Source organism: Microbacterium oleivorans (assembly GCF_001691565.1).
Lineage (GTDB): Bacteria > Actinomycetota > Actinomycetes > Actinomycetales > Microbacteriaceae > Microbacterium > Microbacterium oleivorans_B.
On record NZ_MAYO01000003.1, the window covers coordinates 1,339,324 to 1,358,920 of the forward strand.

Genomic DNA, 19,597 nt, shown 5'->3' on the forward strand with positions numbered 1-19,597 from the left:
GCACACCATACACACCGCATTGTCAAGAGTGCGCTGAGAGGGGTGGCCCCGCGCGTGCGCGGGCGCGCGCGTCCCACGCGGCGAAGGCGACCGAGACCTCGACGGTCGCGATCAGCCCGTCGAGCCGGCACGCGGTGAGGGATGCGCCCACGTGCGCCGCGACATCCGCCGCCTGCTCGCACGGCTCTCCGAGCACGAGACCCGATGCGGTGTCGGCTGCGGCGAGGGCTGCGGCGTCGGCAGCGCCGGCCGCACGGGCAGCCGTCGAGGCGGCCGCGCCCGCGGTGACGAAACCCACCGCGAGGGTCGCCGTCACCGCGAGGACACCGACCGTCGTCGCCGTCCCGGCCATCAGCCGTCCTCCGGCGCGGCGAGCGCGCACGACGTCGCCTGCAGATCCGGCAGCGGCAACGGCACCCCGACGCCGGCCGCCAGATCCGCACACACCAGATCTCCCTCTCGTCGGGTCCGCACCGAGGCACCCGAAGCCAGAGCGGATGCCGCGGCCCGCACCCGCTCGACGGGCTCCTCACGCGCCGCGAGGCGTGCAGCCTGCGCCGCTGCGTGCTCCAGACGCACCTGACGCGCACCCACGGAGAGCGCGGATACCGCCAGGACGATGACGAGGACGACGGCGGGGACCGTCACGGCGAACTCCGCCGCGACCGATCCCCGCTCGTCCCGTCTCATGAGACGGTGAGGGCGCGCCGGACCAGGTCGGTGAGGATGCCGCGCACCTCGTCCGAGCGCATGATGATCACCAGCAAACCCGCGAAGGCCACGGCGGCCATCGTGGCGATGGCGTACTCGGCGGTCGCCGCGCCGGACTCGTCGGCGAACAGCGCCGCCGCGCGGCGGCGGGTCAGGGTGGGCAGATCGTGGGTCGTCATGGTTCTCCTCCGTTGGGTTGCGAATGATGGGCACGTCGAGAGCTCACAGGGTGAGCGAGGTCGTGGTGAGCACGGAGAGCAGCATCGGTCCGACGCCGAGCAGCAAGAATGCGGGGAGCGTGCAGACCCCCAGTGGAAGCAGCAGCCGGCCCGAGAGCGTCGCGGCACGGAGTCGCCCCTCGGTGCGCGCCGCCTGACGGCGGGCCGCGGCATCCGCGCGCAGCAACTCGACTGCGGGGGCGCCGGCGGACCGCGACAGGGCGAGCACCGCCTCGGTGTCGGCCGAGGGCGCGAGACCGGACGCGGCCGTCGCCACTTCGACCGCCCGCGGGATGGACACGCCGCCCGAGAGCGCGATCGCGATCACCTCGGCATCGAGTCCCGGGATCTCCTCCCCCGGCTGCGCCCGCGCGACCAGGGCACGCGTCCACCGGTGGGTCACCAGCATGAGGAGTCCTCCCGCGACCAGGCAGACGGCACCGGCGGGGGTGGCGAGCACCGAGAACGGGTCGAACCCGAGGGCGGCGCCGAGGCCCAGCGCCACGAGGGGCAGCCACGCGATCAGACGCGCGGTCGTCTGAGGCTCGGCGAGCGCCGCCCGGACGTCGTCACGGGCCTGGTGCGCGTCGCGGAGCGCCTCGGCGAGTCCGCGCAAGCTCACCGCGAGCGGCGCCCCGACGACCGTCGCGACGCGCCAGGCTATGCCGATCTGCTGCCAGGCGCCCCCGCGCTCGGCGAGAGCAGACTCCGCCGAGCCACCGGCATCCCGGCGCTCGCACACGGCGATCGCGGCCGGATCTCCCCCGTCGGCGAGATGACGCCACGCGGCGTGGGGCGCGATCCCCGCCTGCAGAAGGACGGCGAGGCGCTGCACGACGGCGGCGACCTCCGCCGCGTCCGGCGACGGCGCTCGCACCTTTCGACGCATCACGACAGCTCCTCGATCTCGAGCCGGTCGGCTCTGACGACCGGTCGGGCGAGCCCGACGACGCGGCGCACGCCATCCGATCCGCGCTCCACATGGACGACGGCGCCGATCGCACTGGCCGTCTGCCGCGCAAGGGCACGATCGTCCATACCGGCGAGGGCTCCCAAGGCCTCGAGCCGTGCGGGCACGTCGGCGAGGCCGCTCGCGTGCACTGTCCCCGCTCCGCCGTCGTGTCCTGTGTTCAGAGCGGTGAGGAGCTCACGGATCTCCTCACCGCGGCACTCCCCCACCACCAGGCGGTCGGGACGCATGCGAAGCGCTTCCCGGAGCAGCCGTCCGAGCGGAATGGCACCGACGCCCTCGAGATTGGCCTGGCGCGCCTCGAGACGGACATGGTGAGGGTGGGAGATCCGGAGCTCCGCGACGTCTTCGATGGTGACGATCCGCTCCGAGACGGGTACACGCCCCAGCAGCGCGGCGAGCAACGTCGTCTTGCCTGCGCCTGTCGCACCCGTCACCAGGACGTTGCCGCGCCGGTCGACGAGCCTCTCCAACCGCGAACCGATCGCCGCGTCGAACGCGCCGCGTCGACCGAGGTCGTCGAGGTCCGGCATCCCCGTCGCCGGCAGCCGGATCGAGATCGTGGCCCCCGCGCAGGAGATCGGCGGCAGGACCGCGTGAACTCTGACACCGTGCTCCCACCGGACGTCGGCGCACGGAGTGGCGTCGTCGAGATGGCGCCCACCGAGCGCGATGAGGCCGACCGCGAGGTCACGAACGGCGTGCTCGTCGAGCCCCCAGTCCGGCACGCGCTCGGTTCCTCCTCCGCGATCGACGTAGAGACCGTCGCAGCCGTTGACGAAGACATCCGTGACGTCCGGGTCCGCAAGGTATCGCCGGAGCGGAGCGACCACGGGATGCCCCGGTACCGGTCGAGGCTGCGCGGCGGTGCCGGCACCTCGGCGGGCGACGATGAACGGATGCGGCATGTCGGCGACGCTAGGCGGCGGCATACCCCCACGGGCCCTGACGGCTCACCCACGTGCATGACGACCGCCGGAGCGGGCGTGTGCAGAAGACGGCGGGACCTCACGCCGAGAGAAAGAGGAGGGCGGCACCCAGTGGGGGGAAAGGGTGCCGCCCACGCGATCGCGCATCAGGGGGGATCAGTGCGATCGCGAAGCCGAATCGATGTTCGGGCGATAATGATCTTACGCTCATCCCGGACGCGACCGCGCCCCTGCATCTTGTGAATTCGCCCTCACCCACTATCGGCGGTAGTCGCGCGTCGGCGCCGAAAATTAGAGTGACCGCATCGCCGCACGAGGCCACGACGGCCGGGACGCAAAGGAGCGCCGCATGAGCAGCCAGATCGACCACCTCCTCACCGAGACCCGACGCTTCGCGCCGTCCGCGGAGTTCGCCGAGCAGGCCAACGCGCACGCCGATCTCTACGACGAGGCAACGGCCGACCGTGAGGCGTTCTGGGCCGAGCAGGCGCGCGCGCTCCACTGGGAGAAGCCGTTCACCAAGGCTCTCGACTGGTCGAACCCGCCATTCGCGACCTGGTTCGAGGACGGCGAGCTCAACGTCGCGTACAACTGCCTCGACCGCCACGTGGAGGCGGGTCACGGCGACCGCATCGCCCTCCTGTGGGAGGGTGAACCCGGCGATGAACGTCGCGTCACGTATGCCGAGCTCACCGACGAGGTGAAACGTCTCGCGAACGTCCTGACCGACCTCGGCGTCGAGTCCGGCGACCGCGTCGCGATCTACCTGCCGATGATCCCCGAGGCCGTCGCCTCGATGCTCGCCGTCGCCCGCATCGGCGCGATCCACTCCGTCGTCTTCGGCGGCTTCTCCGCCGACAGCCTGCGCTCCCGCATCGACGACGCCGGCGCGAAGCTCGTCATCACCAGCGACGGCGGCTACCGGAAGGGGAAGATCTCCCCCCTCAAGCCCGCCGTGGACCAGGCACTCGGCGACCGCGGACACGGCCCGCAGGAGACCGTGGAGCACGTCCTCGTCGTCAAGCGCACCGAGAACGAGGTCAGCTGGCAGGAGGAGCGTGACCTCTGGTGGCACGACCTCGTACCCGCGGCATCCGCGGATCACGTCGCGCAGCCCTTCCCCGCGGAGAACCCGCTGTTCATCCTCTACACCTCGGGAACGACGGGGAAGCCGAAGGGCATCCTGCACACGAGCGGCGGGTACCTCGCACAGGCGGCGTTCACGAACAAGGCCGTCCACGATCTCCACCCCGAGACCGATGTCTACTGGTGCACCGCCGACATCGGGTGGATCACGGGGCACACGTACGTCACCTACGGGCCGCTGGCCAACGGTGCGACCCAGGTGATCTACGAGGGCACACCCGACACCCCGCATCCCGGCCGGTGGTGGGAGATCGTCGCCAAGTACGGGGTGACGATCCTCTACACCGCGCCGACCGCCATCCGATCGTTCATGAAGCTCGGCCGCAGCATCCCCGAACAGCACGACCTATCGTCGCTGCGCCTGCTGGGCAGCGTCGGCGAGCCCATCAACCCGGAGGCGTGGATGTGGTACCGCCACGTCATCGGCGGCGATCGCGCACCCATCGTCGACACGTGGTGGCAGACGGAGACGGGCGCGATCATGGTGTCCGCACTGCCCGGCGTGACCGAGACGAAGCCCGGGAGCGCGCAGGTGCCCCTTCCGGGCATCAGCCTCGACGTCGTGGACGACCAGGGTCAGGAGGTCGGCAACGGCAACGGCGGTCTGCTCGTGCTGACGGAGCCGTGGCCGAGCATGTTGCGCGGCATCTGGGGCGACCCCGAGCGCTTCAAGGAGACCTACTGGGACAAGTTCGCCGATCAGGGCTTCTACTTCGCGGGCGACGGCGCACGCCTCGACGAAGAGGGCGACGTCTGGTTCCTCGGCCGCGTCGACGATGTCATGAACGTGTCCGGTCACCGCCTGTCGACGACGGAGATCGAATCGGCCCTCGTCGGTAACGAAGCCGTCGCCGAAGCGGCGGTCGTCGGTGCGTCCGACGAGACGACGGGTCAGGCGGTCGTGGCCTTCTGCGTCATCAAGGAGTCGTACATGAAGGCGAACTCGCTCGACGGGCTCGTCGACAAGCTGCGCGCGTGGGTCGGCGATCAGATCGGCCCGATCGCCCGCCCCCGCGATGTCTACATCGTGACCGAGCTCCCCAAGACCCGCAGCGGCAAGATCATGCGACGCCTGCTCCGCGACGTGGCCGAGGGACGCGAGGTCGGCGACACGACGACCCTCGCCGACACGATGGTCATGTCCACCATCAAGGGTCAGGTGACGCAGAAGAGCTGACCGGGTGCCCCGGCAGCCTCAGGAAAGGGAGAAGACGACCTCTACCTCGACGGGGCTGTCGATGGGCAGCGCCGCCACCCCGACGGCGGAGCGGGCGTGCCGTCCCGCGTCGCCGAAGATCTCGCCGAGCACGGTGCTCGCGCCGTTGATGACCGCGGGGTGTCCGGTGAACTCCGGCACGGATGCCACGAATCCCGTCACCTTCAGGACGCCGGTCAACCGGTCCACGCCTCCGACGGCGTCGGCCGCGGCCGCGACGGCGTTCAGGGCGCACTGGCGAGCGAGCGACGCGGCCTCGTCGGCGGACACGAGCCCCTCGCCGTCGCCGACCTTGCCCGTTGCCGGCATCGTGCCGTCGACCATGGGGAGCTGACCGGAGGTGTAGACGAGATCGCCGTGCACCTTCGCAGGGATGTAAGAGGCCAGCGGTGGGACGACCGAACCCAACTCGATACCGAGCTCGGCCAGCCGTGCGGTGACCGACATCAGCCCTGACCGAACTGTCGCGCGGCGACGGCCGCGGCATCGAGCCCGGCGTTCGCAGAACCCTCGCCGCCCGACGGACGCTTGAAGTAGCCGACGAGACCGCCCTCGGGGCCGGTGACGACCTGCACGAGCTCCCACCCCTGCTTGCCCCAGTTGTTGAGGATCGCGGCGGTGTTGTGGATCAGCAGCGGAGTGGTCATGTACTCCCACGTGGTCATTTCGGGTCTCCCGGAGGTCGTCGCGGCGCGGCCCTGGCGGGCTCGACATAGGGAGCGTCACCGAGGCATCCCCCAGCTATCTCCCTTACGATCAGCCTATGCCCCACTCGAAACGCACGGCCACCGGTGTGCTCGGAGGCCTCATGGGCCTCGTCGGCCTCAGCGCCGTCGCTGGCCTCCTCGTCTCGGCGACCATCACTCCCGCCATCGCGGTGTCCGGGTACGCCGCATCGAGCGCGATCCAGATGTTCGAGGACATGCCGAGCTATCTCAAGATCGAGAAGCTGATGCTCCCGACGACGATCTACGCCAAGAACGACGAGGGCAAGGACGTCAAACTCACCGAGTTCTACGACCAGAACCGCATCCCGGTCACCTTCGATCAGGTCGCACCGGTCATGTACGACGCCATCCTCTCGAGCGAGGACAAGAACTTCTACACCCACGGCGGCATCGACCTGATCGGCACGCTCGGTGCGCTCGCGCGCAACGCGACGTCGAACTCGAATCGCGGCGGGTCGTCGATCACGCAGCAGTACGTGAAGAACGTCCTGCAGCAGGCCTGTGAGGCGAAGGCCACCGATCAGGACCAGGTGTACGCCTGTTACAAGGAGACCACCGCCAACCAGGGCACATCGGGCTATCAGCGCAAGATCCAGGAGATGCGCTACGCGATCCAGCTCGAGAAGAAGTACTCCAAGGACGAGATCCTCATCGGGTACCTCAACATCGCCCACTTCGGCGGCTCGGTCTACGGCATCGGCGCGGCGGCCCGCCACTACTTCGACACGACGCCCGACAAGCTCACCATCGCGCAGGCCGCGGTGATCGCCGGCATGGTGCAGGAGCCGAACACCCTGCGCATCGACAAGCCCGGCGGCTCGGTCACCAACAAGGCGGGCGAGCTCATCAACAGCAAGGACGACGGCTACCGCCTGACCAAGGTTCGGCAGGACTACGTCCTCAACCGCCTGTTCGAAGACAAGAAGATCACCAAGGCAGAGCGGGACGAGGCGATCGAGGCTCCGATCGCTCCCAAGATCACTTCCCGCCCGCAGGGCTGCTCGGTGGCCAAGGGGTCGGAGTTCTTCTGCGCGTACGTCACGTCGATCATCCGGAAGGACGAGGCGTTCGGCAAGACCGAGAACGACCGACTGGCCACGCTGCGCCGCGGGGGTCTCAAGGTTTACACCACCCTGAACACCGGGTTGCAGGAGAAGGCGAACAAGGCGATCTCCGTCGTTCCGGCCAGCGTGAGCTACATGGACCTCGGCGCCTCGGGCGTGCAGGTCGAGGTGGGAACGGGACGCGTCCTCTCCATGGTGCAGAACCGCCCGTGGAGCGACCAGGTCGGCGAGAAGGGCACCACCCAGGTCAACTACAACGTCCCTGTGGCGAACGGCGGCGGCGGCCACTCGGCCGGGTCGACCTACAAGGTCTTCAGCCTCATCAACTGGATGCAGCAGGGCCACTCCGTCAACGAGATCTTGAACGGTCGCATCGGCAAGAAGTCGGTGGAGACCTGCGACGGCAACACTCAGACGGTGTGGACCGGCCCGGGCAAGGCGCCCGACGGCACCAACAAGATCGGCAACTTCGAACGGAATCCCGGATACAGCGGAACCGTGGCTCGCTTCACGAAGGACTCGCTGAACTCCGGCTTCCTGACCATGGCTGAGAAGATCTCGGTCTGCTCCACGAACCGGGTGGCGATGGATCTCGGAGTCACCACGGGCAACGGTGGACCGCTCGACGAGCAGAACCAGCCGTACGACGTGCTCGGCTCACAGGCCGTGGCCCCTGTCGACATGGCCAACGCGTACGCGACGATCGCGTCGAACGGCACCCTCTGCGCGGCGAAAGCCATCGATCGCGTCGTGGACGCGGACGGCAAGGATCAGCCCATCCCCGACACGAAGTGCGAGCGGAAGCTGAGCGAGGATGTGGCTGCCACGGCGGCGTACGTCCTGCAGAGCGTCATGTCCGCCAGCGGAACCGGTAGCGGCGCCCGGACGTTCGACGGCGTTCCCGTCTTCGGGAAGACCGGCATCCACGAGTTCATCCACACGTGGATGATCGGGTCGAGCTCGAAGGTCACGACCGCCGTCTGGGTCGGGAACGTCAACGCGAAGAAGAACAGCAAGGGCGAGTGGGTGAACGAACGCCTCGACGAGCACGTCGTGAGCGGCTACAAGCTCTCGCGCATCCGTAACTCCATCTGGCCCGCCATGCAGCGCGCAGCCAACGCGGAATTCGGCGGCTCCGCGTTCCCGAAGCCCTCCCAGGAGCTGACGAAGCGTTCGTACGCCCAGCTGCCCAACGTGGTCGGCTTGGACGTGGACGCCGCGACGAAGCGCATCGAGGAGGCCGGCTTCAGCGTCACCGTCGGCGACCCGGTGGCCTCGCCCGAGGCCGAGGGCACCGTCGTCGCGCAGAGCCCCGGCGCAGGTCGCGTCGTGTCCGGCACGACGGTCACGATCAGCCCCAGCGACGGCAAGGGAGTCGTGGTTCCCGGCGTGAGCGGAACCCCGCAACAGGCGGCTGCCGCGCTCACCGGGGCCGGGTTCACGAACCTGGAGCAGAGCTGCACCCAGGACGAGGGGGCTCCGCCCGAGGGCGTGGTGACCGGGACGGATCCCGCCGCCGGTCAGACCGTCGGCCGGGACGATGCCATCACGATCCAGTACCAGGCCAAGGACTGCGGCGGAAACGGCGGCGGTCCCGGGAACGGGAACGGGAACGGGAACGGCAACAACGGCGACGGCAACGGCCCGTGAGGCCTGCGTCACGGACCGCCCTCACCGCGTTCGGCGCGGTGGGGGCGGTCGGCGTCTCGGCGCTCGTGTGGGGCATGGGGATCGAGCGCTACCTCTTCACGGTGCGCCGCCACGAGCTCACCGTCCTCCCCGAGGGCAGCCCGTCGCTGACCGTCCTGCACCTGTCGGATGCCCACATGGCCCCGTGGCAGCACCGGAAACAGCGGTGGATCGCCGATCTCGCTGACGCCGTGCAGCCCGACCTCGTCGTCAACACGGGTGACAACCTCGGTCACGATGAGGGGATCCGCGGCATCCGAGCGGCCTTCGAACCCCTGCGCGGAGTGCCCGGCTTCTTCGTCCACGGCTCGAACGACAAGGTCGCCCCCAGTGGGCGGAACCCGCTCAAGTACTTCACCGGGCCGTCCGATCACCCCGTGCGCGGCCGCCGCCTCGACACCGACGCGCTGGACGCCTATCTGAGCGACCTCGGGCAGACAGCCCTCGACAACACGGCGGCGAGTGTCCGTGTCGCCGGCCTGCGCATCGATGCCCTCGGCGTCGACGACGCGCACCGGGAGTGGGACGACCTCGACGCTGCGACCACCGCCTTCGAGACGCTGCCCGACGACGGCGCCCCCCGCCTGCGCCTGGGTGTCACTCACGCGCCGTATCAGCGCGTCCTGAACGCCTTCACGGATGCCGGTTCCGATCTGCTGCTCGCCGGTCACACGCACGGCGGTCAGGTCCGCATCCCGTTCGCGAAGAAGGCGCTCGTCGCCAACTGCGACATCCCGCTCGATCAGGCCCGCGGGCGGAGCCAGTGGACCCACGGCGGGCGGACCGTGCCGCTGAACGTCAGCGCGGGACTCGGCCACTCCATCTACGCCCCCGTCCGCTTCGGGTGCCGGCCCGAGGCATCCGTCCTCGTCCTCCGCGCACGACGCGCCGACGATTCGCCCGTGGGGCGGTCGGCAGGGTAGGCTTGGAGGGTTGCCACGGGGTGTGGCGCAGCTTGGTAGCGCGCGTCGTTCGGGACGACGAGGCCGCAGGTTCAAATCCTGTCACCCCGACCGCAGAGAGGCTCCGCCGGATTCCGGCGGGGCCTTTCGCATCCCTCCTCGGAGGGGCCATCGCACCTTCCACGGAACCGGAGCACCATGACCTCTCCCCGCCTCGTCGCCTTCGATCTCGACGACACGCTCGCGCCCTCGAAGACCGCCATCGATCCGCGCATGGGCGACCTCCTCCTTCGCCTCGCCGAGCGTGTCGAGGTGGCGATCATCTCGGGCGGGCAGCTGCAGCAGTTCCGGACGCAGGTGGTGGAGAAGCTTCCCGAGACGGATGCCGCGACTCTCGCCCGCCTGCACCTGATGCCCACGTGCGGCACGCAGTACTACCGGCTCACCGCCGACGGGATCGACACGGTGTACGCCCTCTCCCTGACCGACGACGAGAAGTCACGGGCGCTGTCCGCCGTGGAGGAAGAGGCGAAGCGCCTCGGCCTCTGGGAGAGCGAGACCTGGGGCCCCATCCTCGAGGACCGCGGTTCCCAGATCACGTTCTCCGCACTCGGCCAGTCCGCTCCCCTGGATGCCAAGACGGCGTGGGATCCCACGGGCGAGAAGAAGAACGCGCTGCGGGACGCCGTGGCAGCCCGCATCCCCGATCTCGAGGTGCGCTCGGGCGGGTCGACGTCGGTGGACATCACGCACCGCGGCATCGACAAGGCCTACGGCATGCGCAAGCTCGCCGAGCAGACCGGCATCGCCCTCGACGACATGCTGTTCGTGGGCGATCGCCTCGACGAGCACGGCAACGACTATCCCGTGCTGGCCATGGGCGTCACCTGTCACGCCGTGGCGGGCTGGGAAGACACCGCCGAGTTCCTCGACGGGCTGATCCCGACCCTCTGAGCCCTCAGCGGAGCCGCTCGCCCGATTCGCGCAGGTAGCACCGCGCGCACATCGATTCGTAGGTGACGCGGTCGGGCGACAGCTCGTCGATCGCGACCTGATCGCCGTCGAAGACGAACCGTCCGCCGACGAGGCGCGCATTGAAGAGAGCTTTGCTGCCGCACCGGCAGATCGTCTTCAGCTCCTCGAGGCTGTGGGCGAGCTCCATGAGGCGAGCGGACCCGGGGAAGGCGCGCGTCTGGAAGTCCGTCCGGATACCGTATGCCAGGACCGGGATGCCGTCGCTCACCGCGATGCGCAGGAGGTCGTCGATCTGCTCAGGGGCGAGGAACTGCGCTTCGTCGACGAGGAGGCAGGCCACGTCGGTCCGCATGTCGGGAACGAGGGCGGCCTCCGCCTCGCGCTGGACGCGGCGGCGGTGCTCGGCGAACACCTCGCGCGCATCGTCGTCGGGGCCGATGAGGAAGTCGACCGTGCGTTCGACGCCGAGGCGGCTCGAGATCTGGTCGGCGCCCTTCGTGTCTATCTCGGGCTTGGCGAGCAGCACGCGTTGGCCGCGTTCCTCGTAGTTGAACGCCGCCTGCAGCAGGGCCGTCGACTTGCCCGAATTCATCGCGCCGTAGCGGAAGTACAGCTTCGCCACGGGCGCGTCTCAGACGTTGATCTGCAGCGCGGCCGCGGTCTTCTGCAGCACCTCGGAGGCCGTCTCGGGAGACGTGTTGAGCGTCTGACCGTACGTGGGGATGAGCGTCTTGAGGGTGGGCTCCCAGCCCGCCAGGCGGTCGGGGAAGCACGTCTTCAGCAGGCCGAGCATGATCGACGCACCCGTCGAGGCCCCCGGAGAGGCGCCCAGCAGGCCGGCGATCGACCCGTCGGCGGAGCTCACGACCTCGGTGCCGAACTGCAGCACGCCGCCTTTCTTCGGGTCCTTCTTCATGACCTGCGCACGCTGGCCGGCCTGCAGCAGCTCCCAGTCCTCGTCGCGCGCGCCCGGCATGAAGTCGCGGAGGGAATCGACCTTCTTGCCGTGGCCCTTCAGCAGTTCGCTGACGAGGTACTTGATGAGGCCCGGGTTGTCGACGGCGACCTTCAGCATCGGCAGGATGTTGCCGGGGCGCACCTGGGCGACGATGTCCGTCATCCGGCCGTTCTTCAGAAACTTCGGGCTGAACGTGGCGAACGGACCGAACAGCAGGGACGCCTCACCGTCGACGACACGCGTGTCGAGGTGCGGGACCGACATGGGGGGCGCACCGACGGACGCCTGCGAGTAGACCTTCGCCTTGTGCTGCGCGACGAGCTCGGGCTTCGAGGTCTTCAGCCACTGGCCGCCGATCGGGAACACGCCGTAGCCCGAGATCTCGGGGATGCCGGAGCGCTGCAGGAGCTTGATGGCCCAGCCGCCCGCACCCACGAAGACGAACCGCGCGCGCACCTTTCCGGGCGTGCGACCGACCGTATGACGGTAGGTGACCTCCCACGTGCCGTCCTTCTGGCGCTTCAGGTTCCGGACCTCGCGGTTGGTCTCGACGTCGACACCGGAAGCGGCGAGGTGCTCGAAGAGCTGGCGCGTGAGCGACCCGAAGTCGACGTCGGTGCCGGCGGGGACGCGGGTGGCTGCGAACGGCTCGCCCTTGCGGCGCTTCTGCATGAGCAGCGGCGCCCACTCGTTGATGACGCGGGAGTCCTCGGAGTACTCGATGCCGGCGAACAGCGGCTGCTCCCTGAGTACCTCGTAGCGCTTCTTGAGGAAGGCGACATCCTTCTCGCCGCGGACGAAGGTCATGTGCGGCGTCGCGTTGATGAAGGTGGACGGCTCATCGAGGACGCCGCGCTCGATGAGCGCGCTCCACAGCTGACGCGACTGCTGGAACTGCTCGTTGATGCCGATCGCCTTGGCCGGGTCGATCTTTCCGTCCGGACCCTCGGGCGTGTAGTTCAGCTCGCAGAGGGCGGCGTGACCCGTACCCGCGTTGTTCCACGCGTTGGAGGACTCCTGGGCGACCTCGGAGAGGCGTTCGAAGACGCCGATCTTCCAGTCCGGTTCGAGCTGCTGCAGGAGGGTGCCGAGCGTGGCGCTCATGATGCCGCCGCCGATGAGCAGGGCGTCGTAGGTGTCCGTCGGACTCACTGCGGCGGGGCCGGCTGCTGCGGCGTTCTCTGCGGCCTGATCGTCTGCTCCGGGATTGTCAGTCACGGTCATCCAGTCTACGTCGCCGCCACGGCGGGAGTCGCCGCCCGCCGCCGGTCGAGGCGGCAGGAAAGCGGGTTCTTTCCCCTGATGAAAGGCGGATGCCGGGTCTCATCACGCGGGGCGGGACCCGGCATCCGTCCTCAGACGCGGGCGGCCAGGTCGGCCGCGACGAGCTCGGCGATCTGGACGGCGTTGAGCGCCGCGCCCTTGCGGAGGTTGTCGTTGCTGATGAAGAGCACGAGCCCCTTGCCCTCGGGCGCGGACTGGTCGGCGCGGATGCGTCCGACGAGGCTCGGGTCAGCTCCGGCGGCAGCGAGCGGCGTGGGGACGTCGGCCAGGGCGACGCCTGCGGCGTCCGCGAGGATCTCACGGGCGCGGTCGGGCGAGATGTCCTGCGCGAACTCCGCGTGGATCGACAGCGAGTGGCCCGTGAAGACCGGAACGCGGACGCACGTGCCGGCGACGCGGAGGCCCGGGAGTTCGAGGATCTTGCGGCTCTCGTTGCGGAGCTTCTTCTCCTCGTCGGTCTCGTTGTCGCCGTCGTCGACGAGGCTGCCCGCGAAGGGGATGACGTTGAAGGCGATCGGCGCGACGTACTTCTGCGGCTCGGGGAAGTCCACCGCGGCACCGTCGTGCACGAGCCCGATGGCGCCGCCCTGGGCGACGACGGACTCGACCTGGCCGAGGAGCTCCTCGGCGCCGGCGAGGCCGGAGCCCGAGACCGCCTGGTACGTGCTGACGGTGAGCCGGACGAGTTCGGCCTCGACATGCAGCGGCTTGAGGACGGGCATCGCGGCCATGGTCGTGCAGTTCGGGTTCGCGATGATGCCCCTGGGGAGATCGTGGATCGCGTGCGGGTTGACCTCGCTGACGACGAGCGGCACCTCGGGGTCCATGCGCCAGGCGCTCGAGTTGTCGATGACGACCGCGCCGGCCTCCGCGAAGCGGGGAGCGTGGGCGCGGGATCCGGTGGCACCCGCCGAGAACAGGGCGATCTGGATGCCGCTGGGGTCCGCCGTCGCGACGTCCTCGACGACAATCTCGCGACCGTCGACCTCGATCGGCGAGCCCGCCGAGCGTGCCGTCGCGAACAGGCGCAGCTCGCGGATCGGGAAAGCGCGGTCGACGAGGATGTCGCGCATCACCGTCCCGACCTGTCCGGTGGCGCCGACGACGGCGACGGAGAATCCCGATTCGGAAAAGACGGTCATGGTGCGGTTCCTCGAGGGTGCGGCGCCGCGCGACGGGACGTCGCGGCAGGGCGCAGGAGAGCGGGTTCCGGCGATTCTACCGGCGCGCCGGGTACCGCGATCCGCATGTGTCGCCGCGGGGCGCTACGCCCAGGCTCGGAGCTTCTCGGGGTTCCGCATCATCCAGACGTCGGTGATCCGCTCGCCGTCGGTCGCGAAGGTCACCACCGCGGCGAGGACACCGTCCATCCGGATCGCGAACCCGAGCCCGTCCCCTGTGACGGCGGGCTCGTATGCCGCGGTCGGCTGCTTCGCTGCGAGTCCGAGGAGGAACCGCGCGACGTGATCTGCACCGCGGACGGGCCGCCGCGCGGCGGACACGATCCCGCCGCCGTCGGAGACCAGGACGACGTCGGGCGCGAGCACCCGGACGAGGGCGTCGAGACTCCCGCTCGCACTCGCGGCGGCGAAGGCCGCGATCAGTTCGTCGTGACGGCCCCGCGGGACGCCGGCGCCCGCGCGGCGCCCGACGTGACGGCGAGCGGATGCCGCCAGTTGCCGGCACGCGTCCGCCGACCTCCCCAGCACCTCGGCGATCTCGGCGAACGGCACCGCGAACGCCTCGTGCAGCACGAAGGCGACGCGCTCGGCGGGGGTGAGAGTCTCCAGCACCAGGAGGAGCGCGGTGGACACCCCTTCCGCCCCGACCACGGCGTCGGCGGGGTCTCCGGTCGACGTGCCGACCGGCACCGGCTCCGGCAACCACTCCCCCACATACGTCTCGTGCCGGACGCGTGCGGATCCCAGGACGTCGAGGCAGATCCGCCCTGTCACCCGCATGAGCCAACCGCCCGGATTCGAGACGGCCGCACGCTCGACATCGCTCAACCGCAGCCATCGCAGAAAGGCCTCCTGCACGGCGTCCTCGGCATCGGCGACCGTTCCGAGCATCCGGTACGCGGCCGCGACGAGGGTGCGCCGGTGGGCGTCGACGTCGCCGACGGGCTGCGTCGCGGCATCCGTCATGGCGATCTCCATCTCCGGCCTCACATTCGCGGAGGCTGCGTCGTCACCACAGTGACACACCTTCGAAAGGGGCGACATGAAGATCGCAGTGGCAGGCGGAACGGGCACGGTCGGAAGACTCGTCGTGCAGCAGGCGCGGGCGGGAGGACACGACGTGGTCGTCGTGTCGCGAGCGGCGGGGGTGGATCTGCGAGACCGGGCGGGTGTCGAACGCGTTCTGGCAGGAGCGGACGCGGTCGTGGACGCGGCGAGCGTCGGGACGACGAGCGCGGCGACCGCGACGGAATTCTTCCAAGCGGCATCCGGCGCCCTGCTCGCCGCCGCCGCGAACGCCGGGGTGGGGCACGTCGTGCTGCTGTCGATCGTCGGGATCGACCGGAATCCCCACGGCTACTACGCCGGCAAGGTCCGCCAGGAGCACCTCTACGAACAGAGTGCGGTGCCATGGAGCATCCTGCGGGCCACGCAGTTCCACGAGTTCGCCGGGCAGGTCGCGGTGCAGGCGCGCCTCGGGCCGCTTCAGCTCGCTCCGCGTGCACGGGTGCAGCCGGTCGCCGCGGCGGAGGTCGCCGCGCAGCTCATCGACCTCGCCGTCGCAGGCGCGCAGGGGCGGGTGCCGGACCTCGCCGGTCCCCGCGAGGAACGCCTGGACCGGATGATCCGGGCCTGGGTGCACCGCGACGGATCGCGGCGGCTCGTCATTCCGGTCAACATCCCGGGCGCTCAGATGCGCGGCATGCGCGACGGCCTCGCCCTGCCGGGACCGGGGGCGACCATCGCCGGGCCGAGCTTCGTCGACTGGCTCCGCACGCAGAGGTGACCCGTCAGCGACCCGTGCCCGCGTGGACGACGGCTTCGGTGTCGCCGTCGAGTCCGTAGGCGGTGTGCACGACACGTGCCGCCTCAGCGAGGTCGTCACCGCGGACGACGACCGAGATGCGGATCTCCGACGTCGAGATCATCTCGATGTTGACGCCCGTCGTCGACAGCGCCTCGAACAGCGTCGCGGAGACGCCCGAGTGGGTGCGCATGCCGGCGCCGACGACCGACAGCTTGCCGATCTGGTCGTCGTGGACGAGCTTGTCGAAGCCGACCGCGGTCTGCTCGACCGACAGCGCGCGGAGCGCCGTCGAGGCCTCGGCCTTGGGGAGCGTGAAGGAGATGTCGGTGCGACCGGTCGCGGCGGCCGACACGTTCTGCACGATCATGTCGACGTTCGCACCGGACTTCGCCACGATCTTGAAGATGTCGGCGGCCTTGCCGGGGACGTCGGGCACACCGACGACGGTGATCTTGGCCTGGCTGAGGTCGGTGGCGACACCGGTGACGATGGGCTCTTCCATCTCTTCTCCCTCTTCGTGGTCGGGGGCGGTCATCCCCGCACCGAGAACATAGGTGCCGACGCCCGAGCTGAAGGTCGAGCGGGCGTGGATCATGACGCCGTGGCGGCGGGCGAACTCGACGGCCCGGATGTACAGCACCTTCGCGCCGTTCGCGGCGAGCTCGAGCATCTCCTCGGACGTGACGGTCGCGAGCTTGCGAGCCTTCGGTACGACACGGGGGTCGGCGGTGAAGATGCCGTCGACATCGCTGTAGATCTCGCAGACGTCGGCGTTCAGCGCAGCGGCGAGCGCGACGGCGGTCGTATCGGAGCCCCCGCGCCCGAGCGTCGTGATGTCTCGCGTGTCGCGGCTGAAACCCTGGAATCCGGCGACGATGACGATGGCCCCCTCGTCGAGCGCCTCGCGGACGCGGACCGGCGTGACGTCCACGATGCGAGCGGCCCCGTGCGAGCTGTCGGTGATCATGCCTGCCTGGCTGCCCGTGAACGACCGCGCCTCGAAGCCCATCGAGTTGATGGCCATGGCGAGCAGCGCCATCGAGATGCGCTCACCGCTGGAGAGGAGCATGTCGAGTTCGCGCGGCGCCGGCAGCGGCGAGACCTGAGAGGCCAGGTCGAGCAGTTCGTCGGTCGTGTCGCCCATCGCGCTCACGGCGACGACGACGTCGTTCCCGGCACGTCGGGCGTCGACGATCCGCTTCGCGACGCGTCGGATGCTCTCGGCGTCGGCGACGGAGGAACCGCCGTACTTCTGGACGATCAGGGCCATGTCGGATACTCCCGGGTGGATGCCGGACGTCGCCGGCGGGCGGTGGCTCACGCCCGGGCACCATCCTACGGAGCGCCTCGTGCCGTCACCGCCATGTGACGCCGACCCTGTGACGGGGGACGCTCATTTAGGCTGGCAGGCATGGGACGACGCCAGTTCTTCACGTCGCTGCAGGCACTCGTCCGCTCCCCCGAGAACTCGACGCCGCACACCGAGATGCTCCCGGTGATCGACGACGCCTTCGCCGTCGGGGTCCTCGACCTCAGCATCCGCATCGGGGAGTCGATGCTCGCCTCGGGAGCTCCCGCGAGCGAGGTCACCCTGACGATCGTGCGCATCGCCGGCGTCTACGGGCTCGACCCCGTCCACGTCGACGTCAGCTACAACTCGATCACCGTCGCGCATCACCGAAGCGGCGCCGACAAGCCGATCACCCTCATGCGCGTCGTCCGCAGCCAGGCCCCTGATCACGCCCGCCTGCAGCGCCTCCAGGCCCTCGTCACCGAGATCCGGGGCGGGATGCCGGTCGACGCCGCCCGCGCGGAGTTCCGCATCGTGCGCCGCACGCCGTTCGCGTACCACCCGCCGGTCATCGTCACGGCTCAGGCGCTTCTCGCCGTCGGGGTCGCGGTCATGTTCGGGGCGAACTGGCTCGTCATCCTGCTCTCCTTCATCGCCGCGGGCGGCGCCGCGATCACGCAGTTCCTCCTCGGTCGGGCGCATGTTCCGTTCTTCTTCAGCCAGGTCGCCGGCGCCTTCGTCCTGACCCTCATCGCCGCCGTCGCTCCGAGTCTCGAGGCGACCGGGTGGCCGGTCGCGCAGGACATCAGACCGACGGTGATCGTCGCGTCGGGGATCGTCCTGATGCTCGCGGGTCTCACGGTGGTCGGCGCCGCGCAGGACGCGATCGACGGCTTCGCACTGACGGCGACGGGCCGCATCCTCGAACTCATGACGCAGACCCTCGGCGTCGTGATCGGCATCCTCGCGGGTCTCGAGACCGCCCGGGTGGTCGGCGCCGGGATGGACGTTCCGAACGACCCGCTGCCCTTCGGGCCGCTGCCGCTGCAGTTCGTGGGCGCGGCGCTCATCGCCGTCTCGGTGACCATCTACAACGGCGCCGGTCTTCGTGTCGTGGCGGTCAGTGTCGGACTCAGCGTCGTCGCCTGGGCGGGGTACACCGCGGCATCCGCCCTCGGTTTCGAGACGGCGGCCGCCAGCGGCGTCGGTGCCTTCGCGGGCAGCCTCGTCGGCATCCTCGCGGCCTATCGGCTGCATGTGCCGTCGGTTGCGATCACGACGGCGGCGATCCTCCCCATGGTTCCCGGTGCAGCCGTCTTCCGAGGGCTTCTCGGTGTCGTGGAGTCCGGGAGCAGCACGGCCCTGCTCCTGGAGGGGTTCACGACCCTCGCGTCGGCTGCCACCATCGGGATCGCTCTCGCCGTCGGCGCCTCGCTCGGGATCTACGTGGGCCAACCCCTGCGGGCCTCGCTCGGGACGGTCATCCGGGCCCGAGCGCGCGAGCGGTCCTGACCCCTCGCCTAGGCTCTGCGCATGAGCTCTGCGAGTGACGCGATCTGGAACCGCGCCGTCGACGACGACGTTCCCGCTACCCTCGCCGGCGACCTCGCCGCCCGGCGAGTGCTGACCTTTCACGGCACGGTCCACAACGGCGGCTTCTGGTACGCCGTCGAGGTGCACGCCGCTGACGAGGACTTCCCTCTCGACGCGGTCGCCGACGGCTACCGCACCCTCGGTCTCGAGCCGACGGCCGAGGCCGTCGACCGGGCCGCGGCCGAATACGAGGAGACCGCCGGAATCGGGGACGACGATGCGTGGGGCGAAGCCGAGGAGCGCGTGAACGACGAGTACCGCCTCGCGGACGAGGACATCCTGGCCGCCGTCGAACGCACGCTCGCTCACGAGCCGGAGCTGTTCGCCCCGACCGAGTGACCTCAGACGGCGCGACGGCCCTCGAACGCACGGCCGAGGGTGACCTCGTCGGCGTACTCCAGGTCGCCGCCGACCGGCAGCCCCGAGGCGAGCCGGGTGACGCTGATCTCGAGCGTCCTGAGGAGGCGGCTGAGATACGTCGCCGTCGCCTCGCCTTCGAGGTTGGGGTTGGTCGCGAGGATGACCTCGGTCACGGTGCCGTCGGCGAGGCGCTGCATGAGCTGCGCGATCCGCAGGTCGTCGGGCCCGATGCCCGCCATGGGGCTGATCGAGCCGCCGAGCACGTGATAGAGCCCCCGGAACTCTCGAGTCCGTTCGATCGCCGAGACGTCTTTCGCGTCTTCGACGACGCAGATGAAGGTGCGATCGCGGCGAGGGTCGCGGCAGATGGAGCACTGGGTCTGCTCGGAGACGTTACCGCAGATCTCGCAGAACCTGACGCGCTCACGGAGCTCCGACAACAGCTGCGCCAGTCGGGACACGTCGAACGACGGGGTCTGCAGGATGTGGAACGCGATGCGCTGGGCCGACTTCGGGCCGATGCCGGGAAGGCGCCCGAACTCGTCGATCAGGTCTTGGACGATGCCGTCGTACAT

Annotated in this window: 20 protein-coding genes and 1 tRNA gene; 8 read left to right on the forward strand and 13 right to left on the reverse strand. The window is 69.8% G+C overall.

Annotated features, from left to right (window positions below):
* Positions 1 to 22: 22 nt before the first annotated feature.
* From BBA86_RS09250 to BBA86_RS09270, 5 genes are read right to left on the reverse strand one after another with little or no spacing between them, the layout of a single operon-like run.
* Positions 23 to 352 (reverse strand): Rv3654c family TadE-like protein, encoded by a 330-nt coding sequence (locus BBA86_RS09250; RefSeq protein ID WP_065571299.1) that lies wholly within the window; start codon positions 350 to 352, stop codon positions 23 to 25.
* The gene (locus BBA86_RS09255) at positions 352 to 690 is read right to left on the reverse strand and encodes a TadE family type IV pilus minor pilin (RefSeq protein WP_223247062.1); all 339 of its coding nucleotides are present in this window, start codon (positions 688 to 690) and stop codon (positions 352 to 354) included. The genes BBA86_RS09250 and BBA86_RS09255 overlap by 1 nt, the downstream gene beginning before the upstream one ends.
* Positions 687 to 890: a DUF4244 domain-containing protein gene (locus BBA86_RS09260; RefSeq protein ID WP_065571300.1), complete on the reverse strand. Its 204-nt coding sequence runs from the start codon at positions 888 to 890 to the stop codon at positions 687 to 689. The genes BBA86_RS09255 and BBA86_RS09260 overlap by 4 nt, the downstream gene beginning before the upstream one ends.
* Positions 891 to 933: 43 nt before the next feature.
* Positions 934 to 1,818 carry a type II secretion system F family protein gene (locus tag BBA86_RS09265; RefSeq protein WP_065571301.1) on the reverse strand — a complete coding sequence of 295 codons (885 nt, stop codon included), beginning with the start codon at positions 1,816 to 1,818 and terminating at the stop codon, positions 934 to 936.
* Positions 1,818 to 2,807, reverse strand: a complete 990-nt coding sequence (locus tag BBA86_RS09270; protein WP_223247063.1) for a TadA family conjugal transfer-associated ATPase — start codon at positions 2,805 to 2,807, stop codon at positions 1,818 to 1,820. Before BBA86_RS09270 ends, BBA86_RS09265 begins: the two co-directional genes overlap by 1 nt.
* Positions 2,808 to 3,177: 370 nt before the next feature.
* Between BBA86_RS09270 and acs the strand changes: the two genes are divergently transcribed.
* Positions 3,178 to 5,151 carry an acetate--CoA ligase gene (gene acs / locus BBA86_RS09275; protein WP_065571302.1) on the forward strand — a complete coding sequence of 658 codons (1,974 nt, stop codon included), beginning with the start codon at positions 3,178 to 3,180 and terminating at the stop codon, positions 5,149 to 5,151.
* An 18-nt stretch (positions 5,152 to 5,169) separates the two neighbouring features.
* Here the strand turns inward: acs and BBA86_RS09280 are convergent, their stop codons facing one another.
* Together BBA86_RS09280 and BBA86_RS09285 are read right to left on the reverse strand one after the other, a co-directional pair.
* Positions 5,170 to 5,637 carry a RidA family protein gene (locus BBA86_RS09280; RefSeq protein WP_065571303.1) on the reverse strand — a complete coding sequence of 156 codons (468 nt, stop codon included), beginning with the start codon at positions 5,635 to 5,637 and terminating at the stop codon, positions 5,170 to 5,172.
* Complete coding sequence (locus BBA86_RS09285; protein WP_065571304.1) at positions 5,637 to 5,855, reverse strand: DUF4177 domain-containing protein; 219 nt, start codon at positions 5,853 to 5,855, stop codon at positions 5,637 to 5,639. Before BBA86_RS09285 ends, BBA86_RS09280 begins: the two co-directional genes overlap by 1 nt.
* A 98-nt stretch (positions 5,856 to 5,953) precedes the next feature.
* On the opposite strand from BBA86_RS09285, the gene BBA86_RS09290 reads away from it, so the two are divergent.
* From BBA86_RS09290 to BBA86_RS09305, 4 genes are all read left to right on the forward strand, one after another.
* Positions 5,954 to 8,632, forward strand: coding sequence for a transglycosylase domain-containing protein (locus tag BBA86_RS09290; RefSeq protein ID WP_065571305.1), 2,679 nt, complete (start codon positions 5,954 to 5,956; stop codon positions 8,630 to 8,632).
* Positions 8,629 to 9,594 carry a metallophosphoesterase gene (locus BBA86_RS09295; RefSeq protein WP_065571306.1) on the forward strand — a complete coding sequence of 322 codons (966 nt, stop codon included), beginning with the start codon at positions 8,629 to 8,631 and terminating at the stop codon, positions 9,592 to 9,594. The genes BBA86_RS09290 and BBA86_RS09295 overlap by 4 nt, the downstream gene beginning before the upstream one ends.
* Before the next feature lie 16 nt (positions 9,595 to 9,610).
* Positions 9,611 to 9,684 (forward strand) — tRNA-Pro (locus BBA86_RS09300).
* Positions 9,685 to 9,771: 87 nt separating this feature from the next.
* Positions 9,772 to 10,527: an HAD-IIB family hydrolase gene (locus BBA86_RS09305; protein WP_065571307.1), complete on the forward strand. Its 756-nt coding sequence runs from the start codon at positions 9,772 to 9,774 to the stop codon at positions 10,525 to 10,527.
* Positions 10,528 to 10,531: 4 nt separating this feature from the next.
* On the opposite strand, the gene BBA86_RS09310 is transcribed toward BBA86_RS09305, so the two are convergent.
* The 4 genes from BBA86_RS09310 to sigJ form a co-directional block, all read right to left on the reverse strand.
* Positions 10,532 to 11,170, reverse strand: coding sequence for a thymidine kinase (locus tag BBA86_RS09310; protein ID WP_065571308.1), 639 nt, complete (start codon positions 11,168 to 11,170; stop codon positions 10,532 to 10,534).
* Positions 11,171 to 11,179: 9 nt separating this feature from the next.
* Positions 11,180 to 12,730, reverse strand: a complete 1,551-nt coding sequence (locus BBA86_RS09315; protein WP_065571309.1) for a malate:quinone oxidoreductase — start codon at positions 12,728 to 12,730, stop codon at positions 11,180 to 11,182.
* Between the two features lie 131 nt (positions 12,731 to 12,861).
* On the reverse strand, positions 12,862 to 13,932 hold the full coding sequence (locus BBA86_RS09320) for an aspartate-semialdehyde dehydrogenase (protein WP_065571310.1): 1,071 nt from the start codon (positions 13,930 to 13,932) through the stop codon (positions 12,862 to 12,864).
* Positions 13,933 to 14,055: 123 nt separating this feature from the next.
* The gene (gene sigJ / locus BBA86_RS09325) at positions 14,056 to 14,961 is read right to left on the reverse strand and encodes an RNA polymerase sigma factor SigJ (RefSeq protein ID WP_223247064.1); all 906 of its coding nucleotides are present in this window, start codon (positions 14,959 to 14,961) and stop codon (positions 14,056 to 14,058) included.
* Between the two features lie 52 nt (positions 14,962 to 15,013).
* On the opposite strand from sigJ, the gene BBA86_RS09330 reads away from it, so the two are divergent.
* The gene (locus BBA86_RS09330) at positions 15,014 to 15,757 is read left to right on the forward strand and encodes an SDR family oxidoreductase (protein ID WP_065571311.1); all 744 of its coding nucleotides are present in this window, start codon (positions 15,014 to 15,016) and stop codon (positions 15,755 to 15,757) included.
* Positions 15,758 to 15,761: 4 nt separating this feature from the next.
* Here the strand turns inward: BBA86_RS09330 and BBA86_RS09335 are convergent, their stop codons facing one another.
* A complete protein-coding gene (locus tag BBA86_RS09335) occupies positions 15,762 to 17,048 on the reverse strand; it encodes an aspartate kinase (protein WP_065571312.1) in 1,287 nt (428 codons plus the stop codon).
* Between the two features lie 141 nt (positions 17,049 to 17,189).
* Here BBA86_RS09335 and BBA86_RS09340 point away from each other — a divergent pair, with 141 nt between their 5' ends.
* Both BBA86_RS09340 and BBA86_RS09345 read left to right on the forward strand, forming a co-directional pair.
* Positions 17,190 to 18,581 (forward strand): threonine/serine exporter ThrE family protein, encoded by a 1,392-nt coding sequence (locus BBA86_RS09340; protein WP_065571313.1) that lies wholly within the window; start codon positions 17,190 to 17,192, stop codon positions 18,579 to 18,581.
* Between the two features lie 21 nt (positions 18,582 to 18,602).
* Positions 18,603 to 19,001: a hypothetical protein gene (locus tag BBA86_RS09345; RefSeq protein WP_065571314.1), complete on the forward strand. Its 399-nt coding sequence runs from the start codon at positions 18,603 to 18,605 to the stop codon at positions 18,999 to 19,001.
* Positions 19,002 to 19,003: 2 nt separating this feature from the next.
* On the opposite strand, the gene recR is transcribed toward BBA86_RS09345, so the two are convergent.
* Positions 19,004 to 19,597 (reverse strand): recombination mediator RecR, encoded by a 594-nt coding sequence (gene recR / locus BBA86_RS09350; protein WP_065571315.1) that lies wholly within the window; start codon positions 19,595 to 19,597, stop codon positions 19,004 to 19,006.